Annotated in this window: 9 protein-coding genes; 8 read left to right on the forward strand and 1 reads right to left on the reverse strand. The window is 67.8% G+C overall.

Annotated features, from left to right (window positions below):
• Nucleotides 1–131 precede the first annotated feature (131 nt).
• The 4 genes from B9N97_RS11310 (at nucleotide 132) to B9N97_RS11325 (ending at nucleotide 4,398) form a co-directional block, all read left to right on the forward strand.
• Nucleotides 132–935 carry an enoyl-CoA hydratase/isomerase family protein gene (locus B9N97_RS11310; protein ID WP_085086336.1) on the forward strand — a complete coding sequence of 268 codons (804 nt, stop codon included), beginning with the start codon at nucleotides 132–134 and terminating at the stop codon, nucleotides 933–935.
• A 32-nt stretch (nucleotides 936–967) separates the two neighbouring features.
• On the forward strand, nucleotides 968–2,149 hold the full coding sequence (locus B9N97_RS11315) for an acetyl-CoA C-acyltransferase family protein (RefSeq protein ID WP_085086338.1): 1,182 nt from the start codon (nucleotides 968–970) through the stop codon (nucleotides 2,147–2,149).
• Between the two features lie 244 nt (nucleotides 2,150–2,393).
• Nucleotides 2,394–3,494: a quaternary amine ABC transporter ATP-binding protein gene (locus B9N97_RS11320; RefSeq protein WP_244560670.1), complete on the forward strand. Its 1,101-nt coding sequence runs from the start codon at nucleotides 2,394–2,396 to the stop codon at nucleotides 3,492–3,494.
• Complete coding sequence (locus B9N97_RS11325) at nucleotides 3,487–4,398, forward strand: ABC transporter permease (RefSeq protein ID WP_085086340.1); 912 nt, start codon at nucleotides 3,487–3,489, stop codon at nucleotides 4,396–4,398. Before B9N97_RS11320 ends, B9N97_RS11325 begins: the two co-directional genes overlap by 8 nt.
• A 2-nt stretch (nucleotides 4,399–4,400) precedes the next feature.
• On the opposite strand, the gene betI is transcribed toward B9N97_RS11325, so the two are convergent.
• On the reverse strand, nucleotides 4,401–4,976 hold the full coding sequence (betI, locus tag B9N97_RS11330; protein ID WP_085086342.1) for a transcriptional regulator BetI: 576 nt from the start codon (nucleotides 4,974–4,976) through the stop codon (nucleotides 4,401–4,403).
• A gap of 152 nt (nucleotides 4,977–5,128) precedes the next feature.
• On the opposite strand from betI, the gene B9N97_RS11335 reads away from it, so the two are divergent.
• The 4 genes from B9N97_RS11335 (at nucleotide 5,129) to B9N97_RS11350 (ending at nucleotide 12,109) form a co-directional block, all read left to right on the forward strand.
• Nucleotides 5,129–6,103, forward strand: a complete 975-nt coding sequence (locus B9N97_RS11335) for a choline ABC transporter substrate-binding protein (RefSeq protein WP_085086344.1) — start codon at nucleotides 5,129–5,131, stop codon at nucleotides 6,101–6,103.
• 238 nt (nucleotides 6,104–6,341) lie between these two features.
• Nucleotides 6,342–9,038 carry a sensor histidine kinase gene (locus B9N97_RS11340; protein ID WP_244560671.1) on the forward strand — a complete coding sequence of 899 codons (2,697 nt, stop codon included), beginning with the start codon at nucleotides 6,342–6,344 and terminating at the stop codon, nucleotides 9,036–9,038.
• Nucleotides 9,039–10,661: an ABC transporter substrate-binding protein gene (locus B9N97_RS11345; protein ID WP_085086348.1), complete on the forward strand. Its 1,623-nt coding sequence runs from the start codon at nucleotides 9,039–9,041 to the stop codon at nucleotides 10,659–10,661.
• A 41-nt stretch (nucleotides 10,662–10,702) separates the two neighbouring features.
• Nucleotides 10,703–12,109, forward strand: a complete 1,407-nt coding sequence (locus B9N97_RS11350; protein WP_085086748.1) for a sensor domain-containing diguanylate cyclase — start codon at nucleotides 10,703–10,705, stop codon at nucleotides 12,107–12,109.
• Nucleotides 12,110–12,387: the final 278 nt, after the last annotated feature.

A 12,387-nucleotide genomic window follows, 5' to 3' on the forward strand; every position in this document is an offset into this window, starting at 1 on the left:
CGCCGCAGACCAGCACTTCGGCGGCCAGGCCTTACCATTGGGTCAACCGAACCGTTGACAGAACATACCGTACGGTAACATACCTTCCATCAGGTAATGCCCGTTCCGCCGACATCAGGGGAGACGCCATCATGTCCGACATAGCCCCACCGGTTCTTCTCGTCCGCGAAGGGGCGGTGTCCTGGATCCGGCTGAACCGGCCGGGCGTGCTGAACGCACTGGACGAGCCGACCGCCGCCGCCTTCCTCGACGCCTGCCGCAGCGTGGCGGGTGAAGGCGGGACGGGACCGACGCGGGTTCTTGTGATCGCCGGCAATGGGCGCGGCTTCATGGCCGGCGGCGATGTCGGCCGCTTCAACGACGATCCCGCCGCGGCACCCGCCGTGGCCGGCGCCATTATCGACCATCTGCACGAGGCGCTGCGCGTCCTCGACCGGCTGGACGTGCCGGTCCTGGCCTCCGTCCATGGGCCGGTGGCGGGTGCGGGGATGAGCCTCGCCAGCGCCGCCGACCTCTGCATCGCCGCCGACGACGCCAAGTTCACCATGGCCTACGCCCGCATCGGCGCCACCCCGGACGGCTCGGGCAGCTTCCACCTGCCGCGCCTGGTCGGGCTGCGCCGTGCCATGGAACTGGCGATGCTGTCCGACGTGATCGACGCCGCGGAGGCCCTGCGGATCGGGCTGGTCAACCGGGTGGTGCCTGCCGCCTCGCTCGCCGAGGAAACCGCGAAGCTGGCGGAGCGGCTGGCCGCCGGGCCGACCGTCGCCTATGCCGGCGTCCGCCACCTGATGCGCCAGTCCTTCGACCGGACGCTGGACCAGCAGTTGGACGCCGAGCGCGACCGCTTCCTCGCCACCGCCGCCACCGACGACTTCCGCGAGGGCGTCGGCGCCTTCATCGCCAAGCGCAAGCCGGACTTCACCGGCCGCTAACCGTTCTCTCCGTCCGAGAAGTGGACCAAACCATGCAGAACGACATCGTCATCGTCGGCGCCGCCCGCACCGCCATCGGCGGTTTCGGCGGCAGCCTGAAGGATGTGCCGCTGACCCGTCTCGCCACCGTGGCGGTCAAGGCGGCGCTGGAACGCTCCGGCGCCGCGGCCGACGCCATCGGCCATGTGGTGATGGGCAACGTCATCCCGACCGAGACCAACGACGCCTATCTCAGCCGCGTCGCCGCCATCGACGCCGGCATTCCCATCGGCACCCCGGCCTTCAACGTCAACCGCCTGTGCGGCTCCGGCCTGCAGGCCATCGTTTCGGCGGCGCAGTCCATCGCGCTCGGCGATTGCGAGGTCGCCATCGGCGCCGGTGCGGAATCGATGAGCCGCGGCCCCTATTTCGTGCCGAGCGCCCGTTGGGGCACCCGCCTGGGCGACGGGGCGCTGGTCGATTACATGAACGGCATCCTGCACGACCCCTGGCAGAAGATTCACATGGGCGTCACGGCGGAGAACGTCGCCGCCCGCTACGGCATCGACCGCGAGGCGCAGGACGCCCTGGCGCTCGAAAGCCAGCGCCGTGCCGCCCGCGCCATCGCCGAGGGCCGCTTCAAGGACCAGATCGTCCCGGTGGAGATCGCGTCCCGCAAGGGCACCATCGTCTTCGACACCGACGAGCATGTGCGCGGCGACGTCACCCCGGAAGGGCTGGCGAAGATGAAGCCGGTCTTCAAGAAGGACGGGTCGGTGACCGCCGGCAATGCCTCCGGCCTGAATGACGGCGCCGCCGCGGTGGTGCTGGCCGACGCCCGCCGGGCCGAGGCGCTGGGGCTGAAGCCGCTGGCCCGCCTCGTCGGTTACGCCCATGCCGGCGTCGAGCCCGATTACATGGGCATCGGCCCGATCCCGGCGACCCGCAAGGTGCTGGAGCGGACCGGCCTGTCGGTCGCCGACCTCGACGTGATCGAATCCAACGAGGCCTTCGCAGCGCAAGCCTGCGCCGTGATCCGCGAGCTGGATTTCGACCCGTCCAAGGTGAATCCCAATGGGTCCGGCATCTCGCTCGGCCATCCGGTGGGAGCGACCGGCGCCATCATCACGGTGAAGGCGATCCACGAACTGCACCGCACCGGCGGCCGCTATGCCCTGGTGACCATGTGCATTGGCGGCGGCCAGGGCATCGCCGCCATCTTCGAGCGGGTCTGAGGACGAGAGGGTTCCCCTCTCCCCCCCGGGGAGAGGGGACTCCCCTGCGCCGGAAGATGTGCATCTCGATTTTTCATTGAACGATCAATCAAAATAAAATTGGACTCGTCTGCGGCCAATCGCGCCGCAGCGCCGTCAAAATGCAGCTTTCGTGAACGCAGCTATCGACCGCGCCCCTCGTCTCGGGGCAATCTACGGCCCGATTGACTTCACCCTGGTCTGTTGCGTTTCGGAAGCCTTGCCTATGACGATGATCCTGCCCACGCCCACCGGTTCGTCTTCGACCGGCACCGCACCGGTGCGTCTGGCGGTCCGTGGCCTGCGCAAGGTCTTTGCCGACGATCCAAGTCCTGCGCTGGAGATGCTGCGGCACGGCGCGACCAAGGCCGAGGTGTTGCAGCGGCTGAACGTCAATGTCGGCGTGGCCGAGGCCAGCTTCGATATCCGGGCCGGCGAGATCTTCGTCATCATGGGCCTGTCGGGATCGGGCAAATCGACCATCGTCCGGCTTCTGAACCGGCTGATCGAACCGTCGGAGGGAGAAATCCGGCTGGATGGCCGCGACCTGACCGGCCTGTCCTACTCCGCGCTGGTCGAGGTGCTGCGGCGGGACATGAGCATGGTGTTCCAGTCCTTCGCCCTGCTGCCCAACCGCACCGCGCTGGAGAACGCCGCCTTCGGGCTGGAGGTCGCCGGGGTAAAGCGCGGGGAGCGGCGCAGGGCGGCGCTGACGGCGCTGGAGCGGGTCGGGCTGGCGGACTATGCCGACCGCTATCCGAACGAACTGTCGGGCGGCATGCAGCAGCGGGTGGGGCTGGCCCGCGCGCTGGCCAAGAACCCGACGATCATGCTGATGGACGAGGCCTTCTCGGCGCTCGACCCGCTGATCCGCAGCGACATGCAGGGCGAACTCCTGCGGCTGCAGCGCGAGGATGCCCGCACCATCGTCTTCATCTCCCACGACGCGGAGGAGGCGATGCGCATCGCCGACCGCATCGCGGTGATGGAGGACGGGCGGATCGCCCAGATCGGCACCCCGGCGGAAATCCTGCGGGCGCCGGCCGACGAGTACGTCCGCGCCTTCTTCCGCGGCGTCGATGCCTCACGCGTTCTGCGCGCCCGCGACATCGCCCGGCCACCCGATGACGGATTGCCGCAGCCCGGGCTTGAGCCGGTGGCCGCCGACACCCCCATCCACGCGCTGCTCGGCCGGGTCGCCGCGGCGCCCGGTCCGCTGCCGGTGGTCGAGGCGGACGGCCGGCTCATCGGCGTGATCTCCCGCGCGGTGCTGCTGGAGGCGCTCGACCGTGGCGAGGGTGCCGGGCGCGAGGTGCGCCATGTCTGACGCCGCGCTGATCGATGTCGAGTGGCTGAGCGAGACCATCGGCGGCGGCATCGCCCGCGGCTCCGAATGGCTGGTGAACACGATCCTCGACCATGGGCAGCCGGCGCTGTCGGTCATCGCCGCGGCGGTCGACGGGCTGGGCGAGACGCTGGACGGGCTGCTGCTGGGGGTGCCGCCCTGGCTGCTGGCGCTGGTGCTGGCGGCCATCGCCCTGTGGCGGGTCGGGCGCGGCTTCGCCCTGTTCACCCTGCTGGCGCTGGGCGGCATCTTCGTGATGGGGCTGTGGGAGCCGACGGTTTCCACCCTGGGGCTGGTGCTGGCCTCCACCGCGCTCAGCCTGATGGGCGGGGTGCCGCTGGGCATCTGGATGGCGCGCAGCAAGCTCGCCGACGGGCTGGGCAAGACGCTGCTCGACCTGATGCAGACGATGCCGGCCTTCGTCTATCTGATCCCGGCTGTGCTGTTCTTCGGGCTGGGCCGGGTGCCGGGCATCATCGCCACCGTGGTCTTCGCCATGCCGCCGGCGGTGCGGCTGACCGCGCTCGGCATCCGGCAGGTTCCGGTCGAGCTGGTGGAGGCCGGCCGCGCCTTCGGCTGCCGCCAACATCAGCTCTTGTTCAAGATACAACTGCCCAACGCCCTGCCGTCGATCATGGCCGGGGTGAACCAGACCATGATGATGGCGCTGTCGATGATCGTCGTCGCCTCGATGATCGGCGCCGGGGGCCTGGGCAACGTGGTGCTGCAGGGCATCCAGCGCCTGGACATCGGGCTTGGCGTGCAGAGCGGGCTGAGCGTGGTGTTCCTTGCCGTCGTGCTCGACCGCATCACCCAGAGTTTCGGCCGGGGACTTGGCCGACCGGCCGCCGCCGGAAAAGCCAAGCGTCGCTGGTGGCGGCGGTGAGGTCAGGCGTTCAGTTCGGAATCGAGGTAGCCGAGCGCCACGGCGCGCGCGGCGCTGCCGTCGATGGCGCCGGTCAGGGCGAAGCGCAGCCACAGCCCGTCGATCATCGCCGCCAGCCCGACCGCCACCCGCTCCGCCCGTTCCGGCGGCAGCAGCGGGCGCAGGGCATGCAGCAGGTTGGAATGCAGCCGGCGGGCGTTGATCCGCTGCAGCCGGCTCAGTGCCGGATTGTGCGGCGCCTGGGCCCAGAAGCCCAGCCATGCCGCGACCACCCGCGGCTCGAACTGGTCGGGGGCGAAGTTGCAGTCGACGATCGCCTCCAGCCGGGCGCGCGGCGAATCGGCCGCCGCCAGCCGCTGGGTCGCGTCGTCGCGCAACTGCTGCAGCATGCTGCGCATGGTGGCGGCCAGCAGTTCGTCCTTGCCGCCGAAATAATGATGGATGATGCCGGGCGACACGCCGGCCCCGCGGCTGATCGTCTGCACTGTGGTGTCCGCCAGGCCGTGCTTGCCCATCGAGGAGATGGTCGCGTCGATCAACTGGCGGCGGCGGATCGGTTCCATTCCGACTTTGGGCATGGGGCTGGCGGTCTCCTGTCCTTGTCCGCCAAGGCCGTCCGCAACCGGGACCTTGGCTTGCGCCGCAACAAATGCGCCATTTTCACCGCTCCGTCGATGACGAAAACGGCAGATGCCGCAGACTGGAACAACAAGAACGAGGAGTTGAGCAGATGAACGGATGGAAGGCTCCGGCCAAATGGATTGCCGGTGTGGGCATCGCGGCGGTGATGGCGTTGGGTGCCGGCGGGGCGCTGGCCGCCGATCCGGCCGCCTGCAAGGCGGTGCGCTTCGGCGACGTCGGCTGGACCGACATCGCGGCGACGACGGCGCTCGCCTCCGTCACGCTGGACGCGCTTGGCTACAAGCCGACCACCACGATGACGTCGGTGCCGCTGGTCTATACCGGGCTGAAGACCAAGTCGCTGGATGTCTTCCTCGGCAACTGGATGCCGACGATGGAGCCCTTCATCAAGCCGGTGCTGGAGGACGGCTCGGTCGAGGTGACGCGCGTCAATCTGGAAGGCGCCAAATACACGCTGGCCGTGCCGAAATACGCTGCCGAGGCCGGTCTGAAGAGCTTCGCCGACATCGCGAAGTTCAAGGACAAATTGGGCGGCAAGATCTACGGCATCGAGGCCGGCAACGACGGCAACCTCATCATCGACAAGATGCTGAAGGCCGACGCCTTCGGCCTGAAGGACTTCAAGCTGGTCGAGTCCAGCGAGGCCGGCATGCTGGCCGAGGTGAAGCGGGCGACCCGCAGCAAGGGCTGGGTGGTCTTCCTGGGTTGGGAACCGCACCCGATGAACAAGAGCTTCGAACTGACCTATCTGGAAGGCGGCGACGACTGGTTCGGCCCCAACCTGGGCGGCGCCACCGTCAGCACCAACGTCCGCAAGGGCTATGCCGCCGAATGCCCGAACGTGGGCAAGCTGCTGTCCAACCTGTCCTTCACGCTGGACATGGAAAACGCCGTGATGGGCGACATCATGAACGACAACAAGAAGCCGGATGCCGCCGCCAAGGCCTGGCTGAAGAAGAACCCCGAGGTGCTGAAGGGCTGGCTCGACGGCGTCACCACCTTCGACGGCAAGGACGGGCTGGCGGCCGTGCAGGCCAAGCTGGGCGTGGCCGGCAAGTCCTGATCCGAGAGCGCGGCAGGCCAGGGCGGCCAGGGCGGGGCAAGTCGACCGGCCGTCCCGTCCGCCCTGCTCCTTTTCTACTTGAAGCATTATCCCTTTGCCCCCGAACATTGCTCTGATAAGGCCCATTGGGTCCTGAATGCGGAGCGTTCGTGGCGGCTCGCCGATCACCCTTTGTCCGTTCCCTGTCCCGACGGCCTGTCCGGGCAACCTGCGCGCGTGACGGCGCGGCGGGACGCGAATGAGGATTCGGTCGCGCATCGCCATGGTCGGCGGCGTGCCGGTGGCGGTCGCCGCGGTGATCGCGGTGGCGGGCGGGCTGCTGCTGGCCCGCAGCGAGCGGGTCTATGAATCGGCGGTGCTCGCCGGCTCCGTCTATCGCGACGTTCTGGCGGCGACGGCGGCCCGCATCGATTATCTCCAGGTGGCGCCGGCCGACCGCGCCGGCCGCGCGGACCGTTTCGAAAAGTTGTCGAGTTCCGCCGCGTCCGAACTGCGGCAGCTGGACGAGGCCGGGTCGGCCAGGACCCACCGGTCGGAGGTGGAGCGCGCGACCGCCGTGCTGGCGCGCTATGTCGACCAGATGCGCAGCTTCATCCAGGTGACCGCGGCGAACGACGCCGCCGTCGCCGACATGGGGCTCCACTCCGCCACGCTGATGGCTTTGACCGACCGTGCCCGCGAACGGCAGCATGCCGCCAACGTCGACTCCCTGGGGTCGCTGACGGAAGCCGACAAGCGTCTGCGCGACAGCCGCGAGGTGGTGGACGGCGCCCATGAACTGCGCGAGGCGATGTTGGACCTCCAGCGCGCCGAGGCCCAGCATGTCGCGGCGCTCGGATTCGGCAGCGGCCTGCATGGCGACCGGCAGCCCCTGACCGCCGGCGATTTCCGCATCGCCACCGACCGGCTGACGGCGACGGCCGACCGGCTGCAGGCGGTGCTGGGGCGGACGGACCCGCTGGTCGACCGCTATCCGGCGAAGCAGGCCGCCGCCCGCTACGCGGCCACCGTCGCCGGGCTGCAGGGCGCCGTCGCGGACCTGCGCGCGGCCGATGCGGAGCGCGACGCGGCGCTGAACCGGTTCGAGGCGGCGGCACAGGAGGCGGCGGGGATCGCGGAGGCCAATGCCAACGAGGCGGCAGATGCCGGACATCCCGCCAGTCTGGGCGAGCGGATGCTGGGGGAGCAGGTCCTCCGCACGCTGCCGGTGGTGCGGGCGCTGGTCCTGACCGGGACGCTCGGCCGTCAGCCCGACGTGACCTATTTGTCCTCTCTCCTGCCGACCCTGCGCCCGGCGCTCGACGGGTTGTATCGGGCGCAGGCCCGCACCGCGGAGGCCCAGCGGGCACTGGAGTCGGCCCAGCGCGCCGGCGCGGAGGCGGCTGCGGCCATCGAGGCGCTGACCGCCCGGATCCTGATGGTGAAGTCCACCGGCTACACCGCGATCCAGGACGAGGTGGTCCAGCTGATCGCCTATGCCATCCAGGCCAACGATACCGAGCAGGAGACGCAGAACGTCGCCGTCGTCGCCCTGCGCCTTGGCCGGCGGGCGGCCGACGCCGTGGCCGTGCGCGACGCGGAGGAGGCCGACCGCATCGTCGCCGATGCCGGCACCCTGTTGGCGACGGTGCGCGAGCTACCCATGTCGCCGCTGCTGCAGGACGAGGTTCTGGCGGCCATCCGCAATTGGCGCGACAGCCTGCGCCGCACGGCGGACGGGCTGCGCCACCTGAACCAGCTTCTGATCGCCATGGACCGCGACGCCGGCGCCCTGGTGGAGACCGCCCGGCAACTGGACGAGACCTTCCGCGAGGAGGCCGCGCGCATCGGCGAGCTGCTGAGCCGCATCCTGGTCATCGGCGCGACCATCGGCCTGCTGCTGGCCGCCGGCGCCGCGGCGGTGGTGGCGCGGTCGATCAGCCGGCCGGTCCTGCGCCTGCAGCGGCAGATGACCCGGTTGGCCGAAGACCCGCTGGCCGGTCCGATCGACGGCACCCGCCGTCAGGATGAATTCGGCGCGATGGCGCGCGCCGCCGCCTTCTTCATCCGCGAGATCGGCCTGCGCGAACAGGCGGCCCGCCATGCGAAGGACCGCGCCGATCGCGCCCTGGAGGATCTGCGCCGGACCCAGGCCGACCTGATCCAGGCGGAGAAGATGGCGTCGCTGGGCGGGTTGGTTGCCGGGGTGGCGCACGAGATCAACACCCCGCTCGGCAATGCCCTGATGGGGGCGACCCATCTGCAGGACCGTCTGGCGGAGATCGGGCGGATGGCCGGCGCGGGCAACCTGCGCCGCAGCGAGTTCGCCGAATTCCAGGAGACATCGGAGGAATTGGCCCGGCTGATGGTGTTGAACCTGCGGCAGGCCGGCGAGCTGGTGCAGAGCTTCAAGCAGGTGGCGGCCGATCAGACCAGCGGCGAAGAGCGGCAATTCCTGCTGAAACCCTATCTGGAGGATCTGGCGACCAGCCTCAGCCCATCCTGGCGCCGGGCGGGTCACAGTTTGCGGGTCGAATGCCCCGAAGACATCGAAATCGACGGCTATCCCGGTGTTCTGGCACAGATCCTGACCAATCTCGTGATGAACTCCATCACCCACGCCTACCGGGAGGGGCAGCAGGGCCATCTGCTGATCCGGGTCGATGCGGCGGAAGCCGATATGGTGGATCTTGTCTACACCGACGACGGCAGGGGGATTGCCCAGCCCGATCTGCCGCGGGTGTTCGATCCATTTTTCACCACCAGGCGTGGAAGCGGAAGCACTGGCCTCGGGCTTCACATTGTATACAACCTCGTGGTGAACCGCTTGGGTGGCAGGGTTGCCGTCGACAGTCCTCCCGGCAGCGGCGTGCGCTTCACCATTCGCTTTCCACGGCGATTTGCTACTGATAACATATCCTTGGCGCCCGCAATATCATCCCCGCAGGAGCAGTGAATGCCTTTGCCGCTGAAGACGTCGATCCGAAGTCTTGCGAAGGGGGCTGTTGTTCTGATCGGGCTTGCCGGGCTGTCGGGCCCCGCGCTGGCCGACAAGTCGCTGGTCTACTGCACGGAAGGAAATCCGCAGGGCTTCAATGCGCAAGTGTCGACCTCGGGCACGACCGTGAACGCGACGACGCCGCTGTTCAACAATCTGGTCGAATTCGGTCCGGCCGGGCAGATCATGAATTCCGGTCTGGCCGAATCCTACAGGATTTCGGATGACGGGCTGGTCTATGAATTCCATCTTCGCCGGAATGTCTCTTTCCATTCCAACGAACTGTTTACTCCCAGCCGGTCGCTCAACGCCGATGACGTGCTGTTCACCATCAACCGTCAATGGCAGGCCGACCACCCCTATCACGCCGTCGGCACGGCGAATTACGAGTATTTCAGGGGCATGGGGCTGCCGGATCTGCTGAAATCGGTGGAGAAGCTGGACGATCACACGGTCCGCATCACCCTGACCCATTCGGAGGCTCCCTTCCTGGCCGATCTGGCCATGCCGTTCCTGTCGATCCAGTCCGCCGAATACGCCGATGTCCTGATGAAGGCCGGAAAGCAGGATCTGTTCGACGAGAGACCGATCGGCACGGGGCCGTTCCGGCTGGTGTCCTTCCACAAGGATGTGGCGATCCGCTACAAGGCCTTCGACGGCTATTGGCGGGGGCGCCAGCCGCTGGACAACCTGATCTATTCGATCACGCCGAACATCGCGGTGCGCCTGAACAAGCTGCGGTCCGGCGAATGCCATGTGATGATCTTCCCCAATCCGGCCGAACTGGGGGCGATTGCAAAAGACCCCAATCTGGTGATCGAGCAGCAGGACGGCCGCAACGTCGCCTATATGGCGTTCAACACGGGCAAGCCGCCGCTGAACGATGTGCGGGTGCGGCGCGCCCTCACCATGGCGATCGACAAGCGCACCCTGGTCGATGCGGTCTATCAGAACGGCGGATCGCCGGCGAAGAACCCGATTCCGCCGGGCATGTGGTCCTACGACGACGGCATCGAGGATTATCCGTTCGACCCGGCGGCGGCCCGCCGCCTGCTGGCCGAGGCGGGATATTCCGAAGGCTTCTCGCTCGATCTGTGGTACACGCCGGTCACGCGCCCCTATTTGCCGAACGGCAAGCGCGCCGCCGAAATGATCCGCGAGAATCTGGAGCGCGTCGGGATCAAGGTCACTTTGTATACGGACAGCTGGAGCAACTATCGCCGTCAGGTGACGCAGGGCGACCCGGACATGGTGATTTACGGCTGGACTGGCGACAACGGCGATCCGGACAATTTCCTCTATTTCCTGCTGAGCTGCGGTGCCGTGCGTCCGGGCGGGGCCAACCTTGCAAGATGGTGCAATCCGGCTTTCGAAGACCGGATCACGAAGGCCAAGGTCACCACCGACGTCGAACGCCGCACCGCCTATTACAAGGAAGCGCAGCGAATCTTTCATGAAGAAGTTCCGTGGTTTCCCATCGCGAATTCCATTATTGCCGTCGCCCATCGCAAGGAGGTGAAAAACTACACCAACAACATCTTCAATCAGGATTTCTCCGGCGTAGACATCGAGCCCCAGTGAGCGACAGGCTTATGCAAACCTTGACTGGGCAGGTCCCGACCATGGACGCGTCTCCCGATGACCTGATGTTCGAGGATGAAGACCCCGGCACGATGCCGGAACGGCAGTCGGCGGCGGCTGCCCCCTGGCCGATCCTGGTGGTGGACGACGACGAGCAGGTGCACGCGATGACCCGCGTGCTGCTGAAGGATTTCGAGTTCGAAGGCCGTCGCTTCGCCATCGTCAGCGCCTTCTCGGCGGCGGAGGCGCAGGCGATCCTCGCCGAACGGTCGGACCTGCCGGTGGCCCTGCTCGACGTGGTGATGGAGACGCAGGATGCCGGGCTGCACCTGGTCCATTACATCCGGCGCGACCTGGGCAACCGCCACATCCGCATCATCCTGCGCACCGGCCAGCCCGGACAGGCGCCGGAGCGCGAGGCCATCGTCGCCTATGACATCAACGACTATAAGAGCAAGGCGGAGCTGACCGCCCAGAAGCTGTTCACCAGCCTGGTCGGCGCGGTGCGCAGCTGGCGCGATCTCGTCACCATCGAGTCGCTGAACCAGTCGCTGGAACGCCGTGTCGCCGAACGCACGGCTGAGCTGGAACGGCAGACCGCGCTGGCCGACGAACAGCGCCGCTTCATCGAAAACCTCGTCGAGATGATGCCGAGTCCGGTCTGGTACAAGGACGCCGCCGGCCGCTATGCCCTGTGCAACCGCGCCTTCCGTGAGCTGTTTCCGAACTCCGCCGACGGGATCGAATGGTCCGCCGGCCGCCGGACGGCGTCCGAACCGGTGCCGGCCGGCGCGGGGGCCTTCTCCTTCGAGTCGAGTGTGGAGGGGCCGGACGGGCGGACACGGGAGCTGCTGGTGGTGAAGCGACCGCTGACCGCGCCCGACGGAACGGAGGCCGGGGTGATTGGCATCGCCACCGACATCACCGAGCGGCGGCGGATGGAGCATGAACTGCACCGTCTCGCCACCACCGATCCGCTGAGCGGCGCCCACAACCGCCGGCAAATCCTGGAGCTGCTGGAGCGGATCGTGACCGGACGCGGTGCCGGGACCGCCTGCCTCGTCATGCTCGACATCGACCATTTCAAGCGCATCAACGATGAACTGGGCCATGCCGCCGGCGACGTCGCCATCCGCAGGGTGGTCGAGGAGATCCGCAGCCAACTGCGCGGCAGCGACCAGATCGGCCGCATCGGCGGGGAGGAGTTCGCCATCCTGCTGCCCGGGACCTCGCGCACCGGCGGTGCGGCGATCGCGGAGCGGCTGCGCGTCGGACTGGCGGCGCTGGCGATCGAGCTTCCCGATGGCCGAAGCTTTCAGCTGACCGGAAGCTTCGGCCTGACCGAGGTGTCTTCGCTGGAGGATTCGGTGGAAAGCGTGCTGGGCCGGGCCGATCAGGCGCTCTACCGGGCCAAGGCGCTCGGGAGGAACCGGGTCGAACTGGCCTAAGCGCTTGGCATTGCCCTGCGACAATTTGGACGAAGACGGCTTGACCGCCGCCGCGGCAACGGGTATGCAGATCCCATGAACACCACCGACACCATGCGAATGCGAATTACCGGCCCGGCGCTTTGAAGCGTCGGAGGTTGCCGCGTTCGTGTTCACTGGTCGTGTGGAGTGTGTGGCGTGTCGCTGCACCCTGTGGTCTCCGGAACCCTCAATCCGGTTCATGACAAGTCCCATCGTCTGACTGCTGTTGCGGCGTCGAACAACGGCGTCCGTCTCGG

This window comes from Azospirillum oryzae (genome assembly GCF_900177515.1).
GTDB lineage: Bacteria > Pseudomonadota > Alphaproteobacteria > Azospirillales > Azospirillaceae > Azospirillum > Azospirillum oryzae_A.